This window comes from Pseudomonas sp. p21, assembly GCF_001642705.1.
Taxonomy (GTDB): domain Bacteria; phylum Pseudomonadota; class Gammaproteobacteria; order Pseudomonadales; family Pseudomonadaceae; genus Aquipseudomonas.
This window is the reverse complement of the sequence record NZ_LWBV01000008.1, coordinates 225890-247438: the sequence shown is the minus strand read 5'-3', so window position 1 is coordinate 247438 and position 21549 is coordinate 225890. Positions and strand designations below refer to the sequence as shown.

Here is a 21549-nt window from a genome sequence, read left to right as displayed (position 1 = left end):
TTTTTTGCGAACATACTCACTCCCAGCGTGACCATACGCGACCAACGGGTCGCATAACGGCGCTTTTAGTCTGATTTTGCCCCGCCTACTGCTTCATGTAGTATCCCGTGGCGCGGACTACAAAACGTCGTTTGGATGTCTGCCAAGGCGCCTGTGAAAATACGCACACTGTCTGCCAGCCGGTCTGGCAGGCCGCACCCAGCCGCGCTCGGGGCTTTACTCGGGGGCATGCACTGGTGCCGTGTTTAGAGAAGCGCTACAGGCTTAATACAGAAGAGCGAAATAGCTGAGCAGAGTGAGGCAAGCAATGACTGGATACGTTCAAGTCGGTGGCCTTCAGGTCGCCAAGGTCCTGTACGACTTCGTGAACAACGAAGCCATCCCCGGGACCGGCATCGTCGCCGAGCAGTTCTGGGCGGGTGCAGAGAAGATCATCAATGACCTCGCTCCAAAGAACAAAGCCCTGCTCGCCAAGCGCGACGAGCTGCAAGCCAAGATCGACGCCTGGCACCAGGCACGTAAAGGCCAGGCACACGACGCCGCAGCCTACAAAAGCTTCCTCCAGGAAATCGGCTACCTGCTGCCACAAGCCGACGATTTCCAGGCCACCACCCAGAACGTGGACGAAGAAATCGCCCACATGGCCGGCCCGCAGCTGGTCGTTCCGGTGATGAACGCCCGCTTCGCCCTGAACGCCGCCAACGCCCGCTGGGGTTCGCTTTACGACGCGCTGTATGGCACCGATGCCATCAGCGATGAAGGCGGCGCCGAGAAAGGCCAAGGCTACAACAAGGTGCGTGGCGACAAAGTCATCGCCTTCGCTCGCGCCTTCCTTGATGAAGCCGCGCCACTGGCGGCCGGCTCGCACGTCGATTCCACCGGCTACCGCATCGAAGGCGGCAAGCTGATCGTCGCCCTGAAAGGCGGCAGCAACAGCGGCCTGCGTGACGACGCCCAGTTGATCGGCTTCCACGGCGATGCCGCCGCACCGACTGCCGTGCTGCTCAAGCACAACGGCCTGCACTTCGAAATCCAGGTCGATGCCAGCACCCCGGTCGGCAGCACCGACGCCGCCGGTGTGAAAGACATCCTGATGGAATCGGCGCTGACCACCATCATGGACTGCGAAGACTCGGTTGCCGCCGTCGACGCCGACGACAAGGTGGTCGTCTACCGCAACTGGCTGGGCCTGATGAAAGGCGACCTGGCCGAAAGCGTGACCAAGGGTGGCAAGACCTTCACTCGCACCATGAACCCGGACCGCGAGTACGCCGCACCCAACGGTGGCAGCGTGACCCTGCACGGCCGTTCGCTGCTGTTCGTGCGCAACGTTGGCCACCTGATGACCAACCCGGCGATCCTCGACGCCCAGGGCAACGAAATCCCCGAAGGTATCCAGGACGGCCTGTTCACCAACCTGATCGCCCTGCACAACCTCAACGGCAACACCAGCCGCAAGAACACCCGCAGTGGCAGCGTTTACATCGTCAAGCCGAAGATGCACGGCCCGGAGGAAGTAGCCTTCGCCGCCGAGATCTTCAGCCAGGTCGAAGACCTGCTGGGCATGAAGCGCAACACCGTCAAGGTCGGCATCATGGACGAGGAGCGCCGCACCACGGTCAACCTCAAGTCGTGCATCAAGGCTGCAGCCGAGCGCGTGGTGTTCATCAACACCGGCTTCCTCGACCGCACCGGCGATGAAATCCACACCTCGATGGAAGCCGGCGCCGTGGTGCGCAAGGGCGCCATGAAGAACGAGAAGTGGATCGGTGCCTACGAGAACAACAACGTCGACGTCGGCCTGGCCACCGGCCTGCAAGGCCGTGCGCAGATCGGCAAAGGCATGTGGGCCATGCCCGACCTGATGGCGGCCATGCTCGAGCAGAAGATCGCCCACCCGCTGGCCGGCGCCAACACCGCCTGGGTACCGTCGCCGACCGCCGCCACCCTGCACGCCCTGCACTACCACAAGGTGGACGTACAGGCGCGTCAGCGTGAACTGGCTTCGCGTACCCCGGCGTCGGTGGACGACATCCTGACCATCCCGCTGGCCACCGACACCAACTGGTCGGCCGAAGAGATCCGCAACGAACTGGACAACAACGCCCAGGGCATCCTCGGCTACGTGGTGCGCTGGATCGACCAGGGCGTGGGTTGCTCGAAGGTGCCGGACATCAACAACGTCGGCCTGATGGAAGACCGCGCTACCCTGCGTATTTCGGCCCAGCTACTGGCCAACTGGCTGCGCCACGGCGTGGTCAGCCAGGAGCAGGTGCTGGAAAGCCTCAAGCGCATGGCTGTAGTGGTTGACCAGCAGAACGCCGGTGACGCCCTGTACCGCCCGATGGCACCGAACTTCGACGACAACGTCGCGTTCCAGGCGGCGGTAGAGCTGGTGGTGGAAGGTGGCAAGCAGCCGAACGGTTATACCGAGCCGGTACTGCACCGCCGTCGCCGCGAGTTCAAGGCGCGTAACGGGTTGTAAGCGACATCTGCGACAGGGCGCCGCTTTGCGGCCCTTTCGCGACACAAGGCCGCTCCCACAGGTACCGCGCAAGGCTGAGGTTTGGCGCGGTACTTGTGGGAGCGGCCTCGTGTCGCGAAAGGGCTGCAAAGCAGCCCCACTCCTGCACTACTCGATCTTCAGTTCTTTCTTCACCAGCTCCAGCAGTTTGCCCAGGTCCACCGGCTTCAACAGAAAATCCACCACCCCCAGGTGCATCACATCCACCGCCTCTTTCACATCGGTGTTGCCCGACACCACGATGATCGACAACGCCGCCCGCTCTGATTCACGAACCTTGCGGATCAGGTCCAGGCCATCCTCCGGCTGCATACGCAAGTCCGTAATCATCAAGCCAATCCGTTGCTGGTAATGCAGGTACAGCCTGGCTTCCTCGGCCCCATCCGCCCCGACGCAGTCGATCCCCCGGCTTTTCAGGTACAGGATCAACGCCTCACGGTTCACCGCATTATCATCCACCACCAGCACCAGCGGTTTGGCTGCCACAGGCGCACTCACCACGGCCAGTGCCTCGCGCTCGGCGTCGCTCAGGATGTCGTCTGGCTCAGGCATGCTCATCTCGTCAAAAAAATTCCGCTTCAGCATTAGGACCGCAAAACTTGCGTAACCCGATTCGCCTTTTGTCGGGTCTTTGACAGGGGCGCTCATAGACTTACGTCCAATGGGCACCACCCCGCCGCAAGCCGACCATGGAGGCAGAGAACAACATGGCCGGCACCTATATATATAGATATATAGTTCGGCATAGCGATACGGTCAGTTTCATGAGCAAAAAGGACGCCTACAGCCAGGCGGGCAGGACGGCAGTACTGCAGAACATCCAGGGCACCCTGCAGTTCCTGCAGCGTTTTCCGCCGTTCAACCAGATGGAACACAGCCACCTGGCCTACCTGGTCGAACAGTGCCAGCTGCGCTTCTATGCCAGCGGCGAAAGCATCGTCAAACCTGCCGACGGGCCGGTCGAGCACTTCTACATCGTCAAGCAGGGCCGCGTGGTCGGCGAGCGCCAGCACCTGGTCAAGCCTGGTGTAGAGACCACCTTCGAAATCACCAGCGGCGAATGCTTCCCGCTGGCGGCCCTGCTCGGCGAGCGGGCGACCCGCACCGAGCACCTGGCCGGTGAGGACACCTTCTGCCTGCAACTGAACAAGGCCGCGTTCATCCGCGTGTTCTCGATGTCTGAAGTGTTTCGGGATTTTGCCCTGCGCGGGGTCAGCAGCCTGCTCGACCAGGTCAACCAGCAGGTACGCCAGCGCGCGGTGGAAACCCTCGGCACCCAGTATTCGCTGAACACGCCATTGGGGGAGCTGGCCATGCGCCACCCAGTGGCATGCAGCGCCGACACGCCCCTGCGCGACGCCGTGCGCCTGATGCACGAGCAGCAGGTCGGCAGCATCGTGGTGGTCGACCCGCAGCGCTACCCCACCGGTATCTTCACCCTGCGTGACCTGCGCCAGGTGGTGGCTGCGGTCGATGCCGACCTGGGAGCACCCATCGCGCGGCACATGACCGCCCAGCCGTTCTACCTCAGCCCCCAGGCCAGCGCCTTCGATGCGGCCATGGCCATGACCGAACGGCATATCGCCCACGTGTGCCTGGTGGAAAACCGGCGCCTGTGCGGCGTGGTTTCGGAGCGCGACCTGTTTTCCCTGCAACGGGTCGACCTGGTGCACCTGGCGCGTACCATCCGCCATGCACCACGCCTGGACACTTTGGTATCGCTGCGCGGCGAGATCAGCCAGCTGGTCGAACGCATGCTCGCCCACGGCGCCTCGTCCACGCAGATTACCCAGATCATCACCTTGCTCAACGACCACACCGTGTGCCGGGTGATCGAACTGGCGCTGGCCGAACGCGGTGACCCGGGCGTGCCGTTCAGCTGGCTTTGCTTTGGCAGCGAAGGGCGACGTGAACAAACCCTGCACACCGACCAGGACAACGGCATCCTCTTCGAAGCCGCCGACAGCACCGAAGCCGACGCCATCCGCGCCCGCCTGCTGCCGCTGGCGCAATACATCAACCAGTGCCTGGCCCAGTGCGGTTTCACCCTCTGCCAGGGCAACGTCATGGCCGGCAACCCCGAGCTGTGCCTGTCGCGCAGTGAGTGGGCGCGGCGTTTTGCCGGTTTTGTCCGCGAAGCCAGCCCGGAGAACCTGCTGGGCTCGAGCATCTATTTCGACCTGCGCGTGGTGTGGGGTGACGAGCAAGGCTGCGAGCAGCTGCGCCAGGGCCTGCTCGACCAGGTGGCCGATAACCGCATCTTCCAGCGCATGATGGCTGACAACGCCCTGCGTCAGCGCCCGCCGGTGGGCCGCCTGCGCGAGTTCGTGCTGACCCGCCAAGGCAACGACAAGGCCGCCACCCTCGACCTCAAGGTCCAGGGCCTGACACCCTTCGTCGATGGTGCCCGGCTGCTGGCCCTGGCCAATGGCATCGGTGCCTGCAACACCCTGGAACGCCTGCGCCAGCTGGTAGCCAAGGGTGTGATCGAGGCACTGGACGGCGCAGCGTATGAAGAGGCCTACCACTTCATCCAGCAAACCCGCATGCAGCAGCACCAGCGCCAGACCCGCGACAACCTGCCCTATTCCAACCGCCTGGACCCGGACAGCCTCAACCACCTGGACCGGCGCATCCTGCGCGAGTCCCTGCGCCAGGCCCAGCGCCTGCAAAGCAGCCTGGCCTTGCGGTACCAGCTATGAGCCTGTTCGCCTGGCTGCGCCCCAGCGCGCCCGAACTGGACCATGCCACGCGCCAGCGCCTGGCCCGGCTGCCCAAGGCCACGCCGCTGGGGGTGTGTACCCTGCGCGAGCAGCGCTGGGTGGTGCTGGACCTGGAGACCAGCGGCCTGAACCCCAGCCGTGACCAGGTGTTGTCGATCGGCGCCGTGGCCATCGAAGACGGCGCCATCGATTTTGCCCAACAGTTCGAACGCACCCTGCACCGGCCTTTGCAGAAGACCAACGCCAGCGTGCTGATCCACGGCCTGGGCCCAAGTGCCCTGGCTGCCGGTTGCGACCCGACCGAGGCCTTGCTTGATTTGCTCGATTTCATTGGCAATAGCCCGGTGCTGGCGTTCCATGCACCGTTCGACCAGCGCATGCTGGCCCGGGCGCTGAAGGAAAGCCTGGGCTATCGCTTGCAATCGCCCTTCCTCGATGTTGCCGAGCTGGCACCGATGCTCAACCCCGACACAGTGCTGCGCGAGGCCGGGCTGGATGACTGGGTGACGCGGTTTGGCCTGCAGGTGGAGGAGCGCCATCATGCCAGCGCCGATGCCCTGGTGACCGCCGAGCTGGCGCTGATCCTGTTCAGCCAGGCCCGGCGCCAGCAGCTGGACAGCCCGTTGCAGCTGGAGCAGCGCTTGCGCGGGTGGCGCAGGCGCAAGGTGCACAATCACGGCCTGTAGCTTTGCGCTGCCCTTGCTGGCCTCTTCGCGGGTAAACCCGCTCCCACAAGGACCGCACTGCCTTTGAAACCCTGGAAATCCTGTGGGAGCGGGTTTACCCGCGAAGAGGCCAACACAGGCAACACATCTGCATGACCTTGGATGCTAGCCATCCGATAAGCGTCCATTGCACCCACCCCCTCCCCTCTGCAACAATCGCGAATAATTATCGTTAGTTAATACCTACGTTCCTGGGGGGAACGCTGCTTGTCTTCTGCACAGAGCCCACACGCCGATCTGGTCGGTGCGCTGTACCGCGACCACCGCGGCTGGCTGCTTGCCTGGCTGCAACGCAGCATGGCCTGCCGCCAACGTGCCGAAGACCTGAGCCAGGACACTTTCGTGCGCCTGCTCGGCCGTGAGCAACTGGTCAGGCCCCGCGAGCCCCGTGCTTTCCTGGCCGCAGTGGCCAAGGGCCTGATGTTCGACCACTTCCGCCGCGCCGCGCTGGAACAGGCCTACCTGGCCGAACTGGCACTGATGCCAGAAGCCGAACAACCGTCCCCAGAAGTGCAGCACCTGATCCTCGAAGACCTCAAGGCCATCGACCGCCTGCTCGGCAAGCTGTCGAGCAAGGCCCGCGCAGCATTCCTGCACAATCGCCTGGACGGCATGGGCCATGCCGAAATCGCCGAGCGCCTGGGGGTTTCGGTGTCGCGGGTGCGCCAGTACATCGCCCAGGGCATGCGCCAGTGCTACGTGGCCCTGTATGGGGAGCCGACGTGAACAGTGCACCGGTTTCGTCCCGGGTACTGGAAGCCGCCATTGCCTGGAAACTCAGCCTCGACAGTGGCAGCGGTACACCTGATGAGCGCAGCGAATTCATGCGCTGGCATGCCGCCAGCGAGGAGCACGCCCGCGCATGGCGCCAACTCGGCGCCATGGACCAGCGCGTCAGCGCCGCTGCAGGCCCCGCACGCCAGGCCCTGCTGCAATCGCGCGCCGGCCTGCGCCGACGTATCGGCAAGGTCGGCGGCGGGCTGGCCGGCATGTTTCTACTGGGCTCGCTGCTGGCCTGGGTCGGCGCACCATCGCTGGCACCCAGTTACTGGTTGGCCGACCAGCGCACCGCCACCGGCGAACTGCGTACCCTGCGCCTGGAAGACGGCACCTTGCTGAGCCTGAACAGCCACACTGCCGTGGATATCGACTACGCAGGCGAGCAACGGGTGATCGTGCTGCACCAGGGCGAGATCTCGGTCGAAACCGGCCACCAGGACTCGCGCCCGCTGCTGGTACGCACCGAGGATGGCAGCCTGCGCCCATTGGGCACGCGCTTCCTGGTGCGCCGTGAGGACGGCGGTACACGCCTGGAGGTGCTGCAAGCCTCGGTCGCCGCCATGCCGCTGAACAGCGGCGACGAACAGGTGCTGCGTGAAGGCCAGCAGGTGCTGATGAACACCAATGGTCTCGGCCGAATCGGCGCGGTCCCCGCCGGTGCCGACGCCTGGACACGCGGCATGCTGGTGGTGGACAACGTGCGCCTGGGCGACCTGCTAGCCGCGCTTGGCCAGTACCGCAGCGGTTACCTCGGGGTAGACGACAAGGTCGCCGACCTGCGTGTCACCGGCAGCTTCCCGCTGACCGACACCGACCTGGCGCTGGCGTCGCTGGTGCCGGCACTGCCGGTGAAGATCGAGCGGCATACCCAGTGGTGGGTGACCGTCGGTCCCAAGTAGTCCTGCACCGGCCTCTTCGCGGGTAAACCCGCTCCCACAGGATTGCACCAGCCTCAAAGCCTCCGCGATCCCTGTGGGAGCGGGTTTACCCGCGAAAGGGCCGGTACAGGCAAAACCAACTTCAAATAATTCTCACTTTTTTTCAGATTCACCCTGTCACTTTTCAAATCTCGCTCGGCAAGGAAGCAGAACGCACTTATCCGTCGAGGAGCCGCTGCATGTCCCGTGCTGTTGATCGTATCCTGCGCCCCAGCCTGATGGCCCTGGCCATCGCCGTGGCCGCGCCATTGGCCAGCCCTGCCCTGTTCGCCGCCGAGCAATCCGCTCCACGCACCTACGACCTGCCCGGCGCCCCGCTGGCCACCACCCTCAACCAGATCGCCAGCCAGGCCAGCATCGCCTTGGCCATCGACCCGGCATTGGTCAGCGGCCGCACCTCGGCCCCGGTAAGCGGGCATTACGATGGCCTCGGCGCCCTGCAGGCGGCCCTGCGCGGCACTGGCCTGCAGTTGCAGCAAAGCAGCGTGGGCAGCTACAGCCTGGTGGCCACGCCAGAAGGGACACTGGCGCTACCGGAGACTGCGATCAATGCGACTTCCAACTATGAAAGCGCCTGGGGTGCCTCCAGCGGCTACGTGGCCACACGCACTGCCGCGGGTACCAAGACCGACACACCAATCGTCGAGACCCCACGTTCGATGACCGTGATCACCCGCCAGCAACTGGATGATCGCCAGGTACTCAACCTCAATGACGCCCTGCGCTACACCGCAGGCGTGCAAAGCAGCGGTTACGGTTCGGACTCGCGCGCCGACTGGTTGCGTATACGCGGTTTCGAGCCGACCCAGTTCCTTGACGGCCTGCCGCTGCCCAAGGGCTCGTTCGCCAACCCCAAGGTCGAGCCATGGAACCTCGAACGCATTACCGTGCTGCGCGGCCCGGCGTCGTCGCTGTATGGCCAGACACCACCGGGCGGCCTGCTCGACATGGTCAGCCGCCGGCCGCAATTTGAAAGTGCGCACCAGATCGAAGCCCAGGTGGGTAGCAACGAACACCAGCAGATCAACTTCGACAGCACCGGCAAGATCGACGATGAAGGCAAGTTTCTCTACCGCGTAAGTGGTGTGGTGCGTGACAGCAACTCACCCGTCGACCACATCCCGGACAAGCGCTACAACATCGCACCTAGCCTGACCTGGAACATCGATGACGATACCAAGCTGACCTTCATCTCCCAGTACACCCGGGACGATACTGGTATCACCGGCCAGTTCCTGCCGCTGCAAGGCACCAAACTGAACGGACCGACCGGCAAGATTTCCCACCACAAGAACCTTGGCGAACCGGACTGGGACTTCTACGACCGCACTTACTACGCGTTGGGCTATGCCTTCGAGCACCGCCTGAACGACACCTGGCAGTTCCGCCAGAACCTGCGCTACACCAAGAGCGACCTGTCGTTCCAGGCCGTGCAGGTGGCAACCGTCAACAGCATCGACGCCGATGGCAACGTCAACCGCGAGTCGGGTATCGTCAACGAAGACATCAGCCAGTTCGCCGTCGACAACAACTTCCAGGCCGACTTCCAGACCGGCGACATCAGCCACACCGTGCTGCTGGGCCTGGACCATCAGCGTTCGAATACCAACTACCAGTGGCTGTATGGCCTGGGCGTGCCACCGATCAACGTCAACCACCCGGTATATGGCGCCGACCTGTCGAACGTCACCTACATCGCCATGCAGGACTTCCAGCAGAAAACCCACCAGACAGGCGCCTACGTCCAGGACCAGATGTCGCTCGACAACTGGCGCCTGACCTTGGGTGGTCGTGAAGACTGGATACACACCGGCGCTGTGTTCCATAACAGCAACGACGCCACCAATACCCAGCGCGACAAGGCCTTCAGCGGCAACGTCGGCCTGAGTTACGTGTTCGACAACGGCATTACGCCGTACTTTTCGTACACCGAGTCGTTCCAGCCGGCCAGTGGTGCCAACTTCAACTCCACGGAGTCGTTCAAACCGACCGAAGGCCGTCAGTATGAAGTGGGTGTGAAATACCAGCCCGTCGGGACTGACACCCTGCTCACTGCAGCGGTGTATGACCTGAAGCAGCAGAACGTCAGCGTCACGGAAGGCAGCATCACCCGCCAGGTGGGCGAACTGCAGGTTCGCGGCCTGGAACTGGAAGCCTCCACCCAGGTTACCGAGAACCTCAAGGCGATCGCATCGTATACCTATACCGACACCGAGATCCTGAAGGGTGACGACAAAGGCAATCGCATGGCGCTGATCCCGCGCAACCAGGCAACCCTGTGGGCCGACTACACCTGGCACAGCGGGCCACTGGACGGCTTCGGCATTGGCGGCGGTGTGCGCTACGTGGGTGACACCTACGGCAATACCGCCAACACCGAACTGGCCCATGTGGGCTCGTACACGGTGTATGACGCCTCGGTGCACTACGACCTGGGTAGCCTGGACAACAGCATGAAAGGCCTGACGGTAGCCGTAGAGGCGAAGAACCTGTTCAACAAGGACTACCTGGCCAACTGTGACGGTTACTGGTGCTACTACGGCGACGAGCGCAACGTGGTGGCCAGTGTCAATTACAAGTTCTGAGTGAACGGGGGCCGCTTTGCGGCCCCTGTGCCCATCAGGCATTAATCGGTACCGTGATGAAAAGCCCAACCATCCGCCGCTGGTCCGTGGTCCACACCTGGAGCAGCCTGGTCTGCACCCTGTTCCTGCTGTTGCTGGCAGTCACCGGCCTGCCGCTGATCTTCCACCACGAACTCGAACACCTGCTCGGCGACGCACCCGAACTGCATGAAATGCCAGCAGGCACGCCACACCTCGACTTGCAGCAACTGGTACTCAAAGCCGAACAGCACCGCCCTGGCGAGGTCATGCAGTACTTCGGCTATGACGAGGACGAACCCAACGGCGTGGTCGCCATCACCGCCGCCACCGCCGGCACCGACCCCAACTTGTCGCACACCTTCATGCTCGATGCCCGTACCGGCGAGGCGGTGGCCATGCCGGCCGCCAATGGCGGCTTCATGATGGTGATGCTGCGCCTGCACGTGGACATGTTCGCCGGCCTGCCCGGCAAGCTGCTGCTGGCCTTCATGGGCGTGCTGTTCGTGGTGGCGATCATCTCCGGCACCGTGCTCTATGCGCCGTTCATGCGCCGCCTGAACTTCGCCACGGTGCGCCACGACAAGTCCCGTCGCCTGCGCTGGCTCGACCTGCACAACCTGATCGGCGTGGTGACCCTGGCCTGGGCATTGACGGTAAGCGTAACCGGTGTGATCAGTGCCCTGTCCGACCTGGTCATCGCGGCCTGGCGCAACGACAGCCTGGCCGCCATGGTCGCGCCTTACCGCGACGCGCCACCGCTCACCCAGCGCGCACCAGCCTCACGCCTGCTGGAGATTGCCGAACAGGCCGCCCCAGGCATGCGCCCGGACTTCATCGCCTTCCCCGGCACGCGCTTCTCCAGCGAGCACCATTATGCAGTGTTCATGAACGGCGCCACGCACCTGAGTTCGCACCTGTTCACACCGGTTCTGATCGATGCCCGCACCCTGGCGGTTACAGCCGTCGGCGAACGCCCCTGGTACATGGACGCCATGGGCCTTTCGCAACCGCTGCACTTCGGCGACTACGGCGGTAGACCGATGCAAATCCTCTGGGCAGTGCTCGACGTGCTCACCATCATCGTGCTCGGCAGCGGGCTCTACCTGTGGTGGGGCAAACAGCGCAAACCCCGGGAGGCAAGGGCATGAGCCACCGGTCGCGATCCTCTCGGCACATTTTCGCCTGGCCCACACTGATCGCCCTGCTCAGCTTCACGGGGTTGTTCGCCGCCTTGCTAGGCGACGGCCTTTGGGACAGCCTCGCCTGGCTTGGCCTTGGCGTCTCGGCGGGGTTGGGCCTCAAAGGCTTGCTGCCGCGTCGGTAGCCCGCTACCACCGCTGCGTTGCAGCGGGCCGCCATGGTTGGCTTCCTTGATCACGGAGCCCTGCCATGACCCCTTTGCAACGCCTCGAAACCCTGGATGCCAGCATCCGTGCGCTGCACCACGGGCAGCCCACCCTTGTGGCCGGGCTGGCGCCCGCCCGGTTACGCCAACGTTTCTTCAGCGACCTGGCGCTGTTCTGGAGCGAAGCCCCCAAGGGCAGCCAGAGCAGGCGCCAACAGCTGCAGCAGCTGCGCCAGGAACAGTTGCTGGCGGAACTGGAACTGCGCCTGGCCGACCAGACCCTGGATTATCAGCACATCAGCCTGCTGCGCACCTACCTCGAATTGCCGTTGTCCTGGCAGCGACCACATTTGCCCAGCGAGTTGAAGGCACAGGCTTACCGACCGGTATTCAGCAGCCTCAGCCCCCAGCGCAGGCTGGCCCTGCCAGGCACATTGATATTGGTGGCCGACGGCCCCGAAGGTAGCGATGCCATCCCGGGGAAAGTCACCGGCAAAGCGCTGCTCTGCAGCCTCGCCCACGGCATCGAAGGGTTTGAAAGCCTAGCCGAGCTGCATGTCGAACTCTGCGAGCGTCTCGACGACTTGCTGCAAATCCAGCCCTTCCTGCAAATGCTGCCACGCACGGAAGACCAGCAATGGCTGATGCAAGCCGACCGCTTGCGCTATGAGTGGTTTGCCGACGATCTGGTGGCGCAGCAGGTACGCGACCTGACAGATTGCCAGCACCAGCGGCTGACACTGGCCTGGCAAGCCGCCTGGCAAGATGCCCAGGTGCCCGACCTGGGCAAGCTCGGTGCAACGCTGGCCAGCCAGCAGTCGCTCGCCGGCTTGATGAGCAGCAAGCATGCCCTGGCCACACGTTACGCCCTGCTGCTTGAAAAGCACCTGCCAGCATGGCTGCGCAATACGTCCCCACAAGGCCTGGCGCATATCATGCAAACCATGCAGGAACTGGCTGGGGCTATCACCCAGGCCGCCGCACCAGGGCTGCTGACCCTGGATCAGTTTCGCGAGCGCCACCACCTGCAAGCCTGGGTGCGGGCGCGGCTCGCCAAACAGCTGGCGCGAACATTGGCCATCAGCATACCGCCGCAGCGCATCTGCATCAGTGTCACCATGGCTCGTCGGCGCGGGCCTTTGCTCAATCCCCTGTCACCGTCCAGCTACATCGCCGCCGCCGCCCGCCCGCAAGTGGGCGACACCGTCGAAATGGTGGCGGTCACTTACCGCCTGGACGAACTGGCCTTGCTCAACATCAGCTGGTTCGACGTGGATTACTGGCTGACGGCCCGGGTACACGACGACACTGGCGCCCCACTGGCGAACCTGTCCCCCGAACAGGTCAAGACACTGGTGCGCAAGCTCGATGCCGGCAGCGGCTATGAGCGCTACCTGCGCACACACCTGCTGGACTCCCCATCGGCCAACTGGCGAATGGAGGCCCACGGCAACATCAACCGGGCACGCATGCGCGCCGAGGCGGCCAAGGCTCGCTACGTCGGGCATTTCCTGCCCGGCCAGCAGGAGCAGGGTTACCACTGGGCCAAGGCAGTTGTCGACTACCCCGACAGCAGCAGCCGCCCGCCCATCGACGGGCAGCACATCGTCGTTCGCCAGCTGGTTGTGGACGGGCATACGCTGCAAGGCGTGCTGCTGCTCAATGCCGAAAGCCCCAATCAACCTTCGCTGGTGATCTACACGCCGGATGCACCAGACCGGCGTGCCTGGCGCGAATTCCGCAATGCCCGTGACATGCTGCGGGCAGTGCGTGGCAACCCCGCCCTGCAAAAGTACTTCATCGAGCGCGCCCCTGGCGCCGATGCCAAGCGCCTTGAAACGCTGTTCAGCAAGGGCCGCCTCGGGCCGCATGTGCAAAGGCCGATCATCCCCGGCAATCTGTTCAAAGCCCTTTACCGGGCAGAGGTACATGCCTTGATCGCCGAGGCGGACAGCAACAGCCGCAGTAATCGAGAAGTGCTGGGCGAGTTCGGCCTGGCCACGCTGCGCCTCATTCTCGACCTGGTCAGCCTGGTACTGCCGGCACCCGCCATGTCGGCGCTGGCGTTCGGACGCATGGGCATTTCCATATGGGACGGCTTCGAAGCGATGGAAAAGAACGACCATGAGGCAACCCTGCACCACGCCATCGCGGCGCTCAGCCATGCCACCGACGGCCTCAACAGTTTTGCCGGCTCTACCTTGATGCGCCGGGCCCTTCGTGGTTTGCCGCCACAACCGCCCAGGCCATTGCCACAAACCCATGCGGCGACCGTGGACCTGGCCAAGCTGCGCTACCGGATAGAGGGGGTACATGGCGAACAGGTCTATGAGCACGTCAGTGCCACACCCGGGCCCGATCGGTACTTCGTGAAGGACAGCCAAGGCCGGGTGTACAACGTCCACTTCGACGGCCACCGCTGGCGTGCACTCGACCCGCGACAGCCGGACGCCTACATACAGCTGCCAGTCAAACGCCTGGCCGACGGTTCCTGGGTGGTCGATTCGCCAGTGCTCTGGTACGACGGTTTGCCCGACCTCGACCAGTTGTTCGCAGACTGCCGCCTGGACCCACAACGCGAAGGCGTGGCGATCGAAGGCGAAGCAGACTTGTTCGACGCCAGCGGCCAGCTCTACCTGCAGTTGGCCGACAAGCAGCTACCGGTGCGTCGGCATCTGCTGGCCGGCCACTATCACTTGCAAATCACCGGGGGAGTCCAGAGCGCGGTCAAGGCCTGGGCCGTGCTGCGCCAGCAGGATGGCCAGTGGCGCATCCGCGTGCGCCAACCCGGTCGCAGCAGCGCCTGGCTGGCACTGCCGGCGGATTACTCGGCCAGCTTGGGCAGCAGCCTGTCCAGCCGCTGATGCAAGGCACTGCCACTCGGCCAGTTGCGCAGCAGCCGCGCCCGGTCACGGGCGTAGGCCGGGGCGAAGCTGAGCTGGGTGGCGTGCTGGCACATGGCATCGAGGTCGATCAGCGACCACTGGCCGTCGTGCCAGAACAGGTTGTGACCCTTGAAGTCGCCGTGGCTGATCCGCTCCCGAATCAGTTGCTGCATCACATGCACCAGGGCATCCACCTGCTCCTCGGGCGCATCGCCGTTGTCCACGTAGGGCGCGAAGCACTCGGCCAAGTCCGGGCCATCGACATACTCGGTGACCAGGTAGGCACGGCTGCGCAAGCCCATCACCCGCTGCTCCAGCACTGCCAGCGGGCGCGGCGTGGCGATGTCGAGGAATTCCAGGCGGTGGCCTTCGATCCATGAATGCCAGGCACGGCTCGGGCGCCAGAAGCGCTTGAACCAATGGGCGGTGTTCTTGATGTTGTAGCGCTTGAGCACCAGCGTTCGGCCGCCAACCTCGATGCGCGCCACACTGGCCGCACCACCGGTCTTGTACAGGTGGCCCTGGTCGATCAATGCGTCGGCCTGCTCCAGCACCGGCAGCATGGCTTCTACCTCGTTGCGGCGGACAGCCCGCAGGCCGGAAAGGCTGCGCTCGACACTGAACAGGCTGCATTCACGGCCAGCCTTTTCCAGGTAGTCCTTCTGGCGCCAGCTGCGCACCTTGTCCACCTGCTTCTGCAAGGCTTCCAGCGGCAACGCATGCTCGGCGTTGGCCAGCAGGTAGTGCACCAGCAGTTCTTCGATGAACGGCTCCAGGCGCTTGGGTAGCTGGGCGAAGAACACCCCAAGGTTTTCCAGCACACGCGGGCGCGACAGCTGCTGGCCGGGTGTTTCGGCCTTGATGCCGGCGCCGTCGATCAAATACAGCTTGCCGCTGTGACGCAGCAGGTTGTCCAGGTGCAGGTCTTCCTGCCACAGGCCTTGGGCGTGCATGTGCGCTACGGCAGTGAGCGCCTCGCCCAGCACCAGGTGCTGCTCGTCGGCAAGCACCGGCAGGTTTTCCACTGCCGCCCAGGCATCAGCCAGGCTTTCGGCGCCGTCGAGAAACTCGAACAGCAGCCAGCCACCCTCACCGTCCTTGAGGCCGTCTGCCAGCAGCTTCGGCGTGGTCAGGCCCTGCTCGGCCAGCAGCTTCACGCCTTGCAGTTCGCGCTGGAAATGCCGGGCGGCGTTACCACCGACCAGCAACTTGGCCAGCACTGGGGTACCGCGCCACACGCCGGCGCCCACATAGCGCTGGCCCGGCAGCACGCGCAGCAGGCTGAGCAATTGCAGGTCAGCCGTGCCAGCGGCATCGGCCAGGGTGATGCTCAGGGGCAACGAGGGGTTGCGCCCGGCCTCTTTCAATTCAGACAAACGCATCAGCGGGCCTCTTTTTCACGACGGCGTTGCGTCAGGCGTTGCAGCCAGGTATCGACCAGCGTGCCATCGGCCGGCTGCGCCAGGTAGCTGGCCAGCAATGTACGTACATCGCGTTCGCTCCAGACCGGGGCGCGGCGCAGCAGCGGCTCCAGGTCCTTGAGGCGGTCACGCATGCCGAACAGCAGGGGTCGGGTCTTTTCCAGGTCGATCAGTTGCGCGTCCCAGCCGTCGCGGCGCTGGCGCAGGAAGATGTGCTTGGGGTAGAAGCAGCCATGCACCTGGCCGGCACCGTGCAGGGTGCGCGCCAGCTGGCCGCAGGCCTGCAGGACGCCGTTGCGTTCAGCATCGCTCAGTTGTGGCCACTGGGCCAGCAGGCTGTCGAGGTCGGCCCATTCGTCCAGGGCGCGGGTCATCAGGATCGCCCGGTGCTTGCCGCCTTGCTTGCGCTCGCCATAGAACACCGCCTGCAAGGCCGGAATGTGCAGCTTCTGGTAACGGCTGATGTTGCGGAATTCGCGGGCGAAGGTCGGCTCGCCGAACGGCCGGTGCAGGGTACGGGTCAGATAGTCGCTCTGGCGCTTGAGGTAGTAGCCTTTGCCTTCAAGCTCCAGGCGGAACACGCTGCTCCAGCCTCCGCGGCCGGTGTTCGGTTCGTCCACGGCATCCAGTTGCAGCGCCCACAGCGCCTCGAAGTCGTTCAGGCCATGGCGTTTGAGCAGCGCGAGGTCCGCGCTGGCCAGGTAATCGGTCATTCCCTTCCCTCGAAAAAGCCCACCACCTGGCGAATGCGCTTCTTGTCTCGCACATTCAGGCGGTCGCGGCCACGGTATTGCAGGTAGAAACGCAGGCGCTGGGTTGCCGACAGGTGGTATTTGGCCACTTTGTCCAGGCACGCCAGGTCCTTGATCATCCGGTGCCGCCACATGAAGCCGCGCCAGAAATCGCCAGTGGGGCAATCGATGAAGAATAGCGTGCCCTGGTCATCGACCAGCAGGTTGCGCCATTTCAGGTCGTTGTGAGCGAAGTGGTGCTGGTGCATGACCCGGGTGTGGCGCGCCAGCTGGCTGCTGACATGCCCGACCCAGGCGCGGTCGGCCAGGCGTGCATCGTTACGTTCGGCCAGCGCCGACAGGTCTTCGGTGCGCGGCAGTTCGCGGGTGATCATCGCGCCCCGGCCAAAGGCCAGGCCTTTGCGCTCCAGGCCCCAGGCCACCACTTCGGCAGTGGGGATGCCCCACTTGTCGAACTGCTTGAGGTTCTGCCATTCGGCCTTGATCCGCGGCCGCCCCAGGTAACGGCGCATGTGCTTGCCGGCCCCGGTGTAGCGCTTGACGTAGTAGTTGACCCCGCCACGCGCGATGCGCACCACCTCGCTGATCGGGTCTCGGGTCAGGCGTTCGCCCTGCAGGGCAAATACCGCATCGAGGCTGCCGAAGTCCGCCGCCAGGTGTTCGTAGCCTGGCGCCAGTGTCCACCCCGCCATCAGAGTGCGTCCCCATAGCGTTGCTTGCGATCGTAGAGTTTCTGCGCCTTGCGCTCCAGCCAGGCGAGCAGCGCGGCTTCATCCTTCAGGATCTGCCGCAGCGGGCGCTGGAAGTAACCGCGCAGAAAACGCAGCTTGTCGCGTTGGGTAAGGCCGATGTCCAGCGCCGAGAAGTACAGTGCGGCCAGGTCCTTGTCGCGCCAGCGGCGGCTGATTTTCGCCCGGGTCTGCGCGCGGTGCAGGTCGATCACCGACAGTTTGAAGTCTTCCGCCGTCACCGGGCGGTCGGTGTGCAACAGGAAGTGGCAGATGTAGCAGTCACGGTGGTTGACCCCGGCGCGGTGCATGCCGCCGGTCATCTTCGCCACCTCGGCGATCAGCGCACGCTTCAGGCGCGGCTCGGGCGGCTGCCTGACCCAGTCGATGCTGAAGTCTTCCAGGCTGATGGTCGGCGCCAGTTCTTCGGTGATGATGAACGAGTGCTGCGCGGCCGGGTTGCTGCCACGCTCGCCATAGGCGACGGCAGTCATGGTCGGCACGCCAACCTGGTGCAGGCGCTGGATGGCCTGCCATTCCTGGCCGGCGCCGAGCACCGGCAGCTTGGCGGTAAGCAGGTTCTTGAAGATCTCGCCCCAGCCGATGCCGCGGTGGATCTTGACGAAGAAGCCTTCGCCAGCGACCTCGGTGCGCAGCGTGCGGCGCCCTTCCAGCTCGCGATAGACCTCGCCTTGCAGCGCCTCCACGGCGTCGAAGGCATCACGCCCGGCCCACAGGCGCTTGAACGGTTCGGCCAGTATCAGCTTCATGCAGACTCCTGCCCCAGGATCACGTCGGCGGCATGTTGCGGCATGCTGTACAGGTCGGCGGTTTCAGCAAACGCCAGGCCGTTGCGCGACCAGCTGGCGCGGGCCTGCTGGTCTTCGAGCATGCGCTGCAGGTAGCCGTTGAGCTGTTCCTGCTCGAACGGCTCGTCCAGCACCAGGCCGCTGTCGGCCTCGGCAATGTAGTGGGCGTAGCCACACACCTTGGAGACCAGCACCGGCAGGCCGGCCACCAGGGCTTCGAGCAGCACCGTGCCGGTGTTCTCGTTGTACGCCGGGTGGATCAGCAAGTCGGCACCCAGCAGGAAGCGCGGGATGTCGCTGCGGCCTTTGAGGAACTGCACCTGCTCGCCCAGGCCCAAGGTGGCGCTTTGCAGCTGGAACACCTTGGGGTCATCCTGGCCGATCACCATCAGCCTGGTGCGCTTGCGCAGGGCCGATGGCAGTGCGGCCAGGGCCTTGAGGCTGCGATCAACGCCCTTGGTCTTGAAGCCCGAGCCAATCTGCACCAGCAGCAGGTCGTCATCGCCCAGGTTGAATTCCTTGCGGAACTCGGCGCGGACTTCGCCGGCATTGGCCGGCGCTCGGCGGTCCTGGGAAATACCCGGAGGCAGCAGGTGGAAACGCTCCACCGGGGTGCCGTAGTGCTTGATGAACAGCGGCTGCTGCACTTCGGAAATCATCAGCACTTCGGTATGGGCGTCCTTGGCGAACACCGCACGCTCGTACTCGGCAAAGTGCCGGTAGCGGCCCCAACGGCGGTACAGGCCGCCACGCAGGGTCTGCGCCTTGTCCTCGAAGCAGCCGTCGGCGGCGTAGTACACGTCCAGCCCTGGCATCTTGTTGAAGCCGATCAGGCGGTCGACCGGGCGCTTGGCCAGGTCGGCAGCCATCCAGGCGCTGAGCTTCTCGTTGCGGCGGTGGTTGAAAATCGCCTTCACCGGCGCCACCAGCACTTCGAAGCCCGGCGGAATGTCACCCTCCCAGATCAACGTATACACACGGATCTGGTGGCCCCGCTTCTGGCATTCCAGGGCAATGCGCATGAAATCGCGCTGCAGCCCGCCGAAGGGGAAATATTTGTAAAGCACGAAAGCCAGTTGCATCAACGGACATCCTCAGCCAGCAGCGACGCGCTCAAGCGGCTCGCCACATGCTCGGGATTCAGGCGAGTGAAGCACAGCGGCCACTCGCGTTTCAGATCGAACCGGCGCAGGTCGTCGGCGCTCGGTTTGTAGGTGCACTTCTTCTGCAGGCATGGCGCGCAGGGCCAGTCACTGGCCTGGTGAATCTGGGTCCGTCCGTAGGCGCCGGTCAGGCCCGGGTTGGTCGGGCCGAACAGCGAAATGGTGGGCACATCGAGTGCCGCCGCCAGGTGGCCGAGGCCGGTATCGACCGCCACGCAGGCTTTTGCCGCCGCCAACACGCGAGCGACGCCGGCAAGGTTCAATTTGGGGAGCACCTGGCAGTTGTTCAAGCCCTGGGCGATGCGCTCGGCACGTGCCTTCTCGGCCGGGTTGCCCCACGGCAGGCGCACCTCCAGCTTGCGCCGGCCCATGCGCTCGGCCAGTTCGCGCCAGTAGGCTTCGGGCCAATGCTTGGTCGCCCAGGTGGTGCCATGCAGGAACACCACGTAGGGGGCGGCCGGCGGCAGCTGCAGGCGCTCGAGGTCGAGGCCGTAGTTGCCGATGCCTTCCGGCAGGTCGTAGGCCAGGGCCATGGCGAACAGCTGGCGCACCCGCTCCACCGCGTGCTGGCCGGTGGCAACCGACAGGCGCCGGTCATAGAAGCGGCTGGCCCAGCCTTCGCGGGCCGAGTAGCGGTCCAGGCCAGCTACCGGCGCCTTCACGTAGCGGGTCAGCCAGGCCGACTTGACCAGGCCCTGGGCGTCGATCACCAGGTCGTACTTGCGCTCGCGTACCCGCTGCTTGAACGCCTTCCACTCGCCACTCTTGATGGTTTGCCAGAGGTTCTTGCGCCAGCGGCGGATGGCCACCGGGATCACCTGGTCGACCGCCGGGTGCCAGCTGGGGATTTCGGCAAAGCCTTCTTCCACCACCCAGTCGAAGCGGATGCCCGGGATGGCCTGGGCAGCATCGGTAAGCGCCGGCAGGGTGTGGATCACATCACCCAGCGACGAAGTCTTGATGATCAGTACCCGCACTTAATCGACCTCGGCCACGGTATCGATCAGATCCGGCCCGCTCAGGCTGTGCAGGGCGGCGATGACTTTGCCCGGCTCCAGCAGGCGCAGGCAGTTGTAGTGGCCGAAGCGGCAGGTGCGGTCGAAGCACGGGCTGCACTCGATGCCGGTGCGCACCACTTCCACGTGCTCGGCCAGCGGCGGGGTGAAGCCCGGCGAGGTCGAGCCGTACACCGCCACCAAAGGGCGGTTCAGCGCGGCGGCCACGTGCATCAACCCGGAGTCGTTGGACACCACGGCATGGGCGCAGGACATCAGGTCGATGGCCTCGGCCAGCGAGGTTTCGCCGGCCAGGTTGGACGATTCTTCACGCAAGCCCGGGATCAGTCGATCGCGGATCTGCTCACCGACCGGGTGATCGTTCTTCGAGCCGAACAACCACACCTGCCAGCCCTGGCGGATCATCGCATCGGCCACGGTGGCGTAGTGCTCGGCCGGCCAGCGCTTGGCCTCGCCGAACTCGGCACCGGGGCACAGCGCCAGCACCGGGCGGTCCAGCTCCAGGCCGAACTTGGCCAGGGCAGCGTCACGGCTTTGCGCTTCGATCTGCAGGCTGGGGCGCGGGTACGGCTGCGGCAGCTCGGCGCCGGGCGCGTAGGCCAGGGCCATGAAGCGCTCGATCATCAGCGGGTAGCGGGCCTTGTCCAGCTTGCGCACGTCGTTGAGCAGGCCGAAGCGCATTTCGCCGCGCCAGCCAGTACGCTTGGGGATACCGGCGAAGAACGGCACCAGCGCCGACTTCAGCGAGTTGGGCAGCAGGATGGCCTGGTCGTACTGGCCGGCCAGGGACTTGCCGATGCGTCGCCGCGTGGCCAGTTCCAGCGCGCCGTGGCCGAGCGGGAAGCTCAGGGCCTGACGGACCTCGGGCATGCGTTCGAGGATCGGCCGGCTCCACTCGGGGGCCAAGACATCGATCACGCAGTCGGGGTGCTGCTGTTTCAGGCACTGGAACAGGGTCTGCGCCATCACCATGTCGCCGACCCAGCTGGGGCCAATGATCAGTATTCTCATGCTTAGTCCAGAAACGCTCGGGGAGGCTGCAGACTGCGGTACAGCCTGGCCTCCCCTCTTTATATTCAGGCTATGTGGCGGACAGTGTACCACTCACATGGCCCATTCGCGGGCACGCCCGCT

Annotated in this window: 17 protein-coding genes; 9 read left to right on the top strand and 8 right to left on the bottom strand. The window is 64.6% G+C overall.

From position 1 onward, the window contains the following. Positions 1-307: 307 nt before the first annotated feature. A complete protein-coding gene (locus A4C63_RS21875) occupies positions 308-2485 on the top strand; it encodes a malate synthase G (protein ID WP_063914546.1) in 2178 nt (725 codons plus the stop codon). A 147-nt stretch (positions 2486-2632) separates the two neighbouring features. On the opposite strand, the gene A4C63_RS21870 is transcribed toward A4C63_RS21875, so the two are convergent. Then, positions 2633-3172, bottom strand: a complete 540-nt coding sequence (locus A4C63_RS21870; protein WP_063914545.1) for a response regulator — start codon at positions 3170-3172, stop codon at positions 2633-2635. A gap of 116 nt (positions 3173-3288) precedes the next feature. On the opposite strand from A4C63_RS21870, the gene A4C63_RS21865 reads away from it, so the two are divergent. The 8 genes from A4C63_RS21865 (at position 3289) to A4C63_RS21830 (ending at position 14505) form a co-directional block, all read left to right on the top strand. After that, on the top strand, positions 3289-5226 hold the full coding sequence (locus A4C63_RS21865; RefSeq protein ID WP_063914544.1) for a DUF294 nucleotidyltransferase-like domain-containing protein: 1938 nt from the start codon (positions 3289-3291) through the stop codon (positions 5224-5226). After that, positions 5223-5933 (top strand): PolC-type DNA polymerase III, encoded by a 711-nt coding sequence (locus A4C63_RS21860; protein WP_063914543.1) that lies wholly within the window; start codon positions 5223-5225, stop codon positions 5931-5933. Before A4C63_RS21865 ends, A4C63_RS21860 begins: the two co-directional genes overlap by 4 nt. A gap of 246 nt (positions 5934-6179) precedes the next feature. Beyond that, positions 6180-6698: an RNA polymerase sigma factor gene (locus tag A4C63_RS21855; protein WP_063914542.1), complete on the top strand. Its 519-nt coding sequence runs from the start codon at positions 6180-6182 to the stop codon at positions 6696-6698. Further along, positions 6695-7651 carry a FecR domain-containing protein gene (locus A4C63_RS21850; protein WP_063914541.1) on the top strand — a complete coding sequence of 319 codons (957 nt, stop codon included), beginning with the start codon at positions 6695-6697 and terminating at the stop codon, positions 7649-7651. The genes A4C63_RS21855 and A4C63_RS21850 overlap by 4 nt, the downstream gene beginning before the upstream one ends. Positions 7652-7869: 218 nt before the next feature. After that, positions 7870-10275, top strand: coding sequence for a TonB-dependent siderophore receptor (locus A4C63_RS21845; RefSeq protein ID WP_063914540.1), 2406 nt, complete (start codon positions 7870-7872; stop codon positions 10273-10275). Between the two features lie 56 nt (positions 10276-10331). Next, the gene (locus A4C63_RS21840; protein WP_063914539.1) at positions 10332-11444 is read left to right on the top strand and encodes a PepSY domain-containing protein; all 1113 of its coding nucleotides are present in this window, start codon (positions 10332-10334) and stop codon (positions 11442-11444) included. Then, positions 11441-11620: a hypothetical protein gene (locus A4C63_RS21835; protein ID WP_063914538.1), complete on the top strand. Its 180-nt coding sequence runs from the start codon at positions 11441-11443 to the stop codon at positions 11618-11620. The genes A4C63_RS21840 and A4C63_RS21835 overlap by 4 nt, the downstream gene beginning before the upstream one ends. Before the next feature lie 65 nt (positions 11621-11685). Beyond that, a complete protein-coding gene (locus A4C63_RS21830) occupies positions 11686-14505 on the top strand; it encodes a dermonecrotic toxin domain-containing protein (protein WP_063914537.1) in 2820 nt (939 codons plus the stop codon). Here A4C63_RS21830 and A4C63_RS21825 read toward each other — a convergent pair. Genes A4C63_RS21825 through waaF form a run of 7 tightly spaced genes read right to left on the bottom strand, consistent with a single transcriptional unit; the run spans position 14466 to position 21426 of the window. Beyond that, complete coding sequence (locus tag A4C63_RS21825; protein WP_063914536.1) at positions 14466-15908, bottom strand: lipopolysaccharide kinase InaA family protein; 1443 nt, start codon at positions 15906-15908, stop codon at positions 14466-14468. The two genes, A4C63_RS21830 and A4C63_RS21825, sit on opposite strands and share 40 nt — an antisense overlap. Continuing rightward, positions 15908-16660: a lipopolysaccharide kinase InaA family protein gene (locus tag A4C63_RS21820; protein ID WP_063914535.1), complete on the bottom strand. Its 753-nt coding sequence runs from the start codon at positions 16658-16660 to the stop codon at positions 15908-15910. Before A4C63_RS21820 ends, A4C63_RS21825 begins: the two co-directional genes overlap by 1 nt. Next, a complete protein-coding gene (locus A4C63_RS21815; protein WP_063914534.1) occupies positions 16657-17391 on the bottom strand; it encodes a lipopolysaccharide kinase InaA family protein in 735 nt (244 codons plus the stop codon). The genes A4C63_RS21820 and A4C63_RS21815 overlap by 4 nt, the downstream gene beginning before the upstream one ends. Then, complete coding sequence (gene rfaP, locus A4C63_RS21810; RefSeq protein ID WP_063914533.1) at positions 17391-18197, bottom strand: lipopolysaccharide core heptose(I) kinase RfaP; 807 nt, start codon at positions 18195-18197, stop codon at positions 17391-17393. The genes A4C63_RS21815 and rfaP overlap by 1 nt, the downstream gene beginning before the upstream one ends. Then, positions 18194-19318, bottom strand: coding sequence for a glycosyltransferase family 4 protein (locus A4C63_RS21805; RefSeq protein ID WP_063914532.1), 1125 nt, complete (start codon positions 19316-19318; stop codon positions 18194-18196). Before A4C63_RS21805 ends, rfaP begins: the two co-directional genes overlap by 4 nt. Continuing rightward, positions 19318-20376, bottom strand: a complete 1059-nt coding sequence (waaC, locus tag A4C63_RS21800; protein ID WP_063914531.1) for a lipopolysaccharide heptosyltransferase I — start codon at positions 20374-20376, stop codon at positions 19318-19320. Before waaC ends, A4C63_RS21805 begins: the two co-directional genes overlap by 1 nt. Beyond that, positions 20377-21426 (bottom strand): lipopolysaccharide heptosyltransferase II, encoded by a 1050-nt coding sequence (waaF, locus tag A4C63_RS21795; RefSeq protein ID WP_063914530.1) that lies wholly within the window; start codon positions 21424-21426, stop codon positions 20377-20379. It lies immediately after the preceding gene. Between the last annotated feature and the right edge of the window lie 123 nt (positions 21427-21549).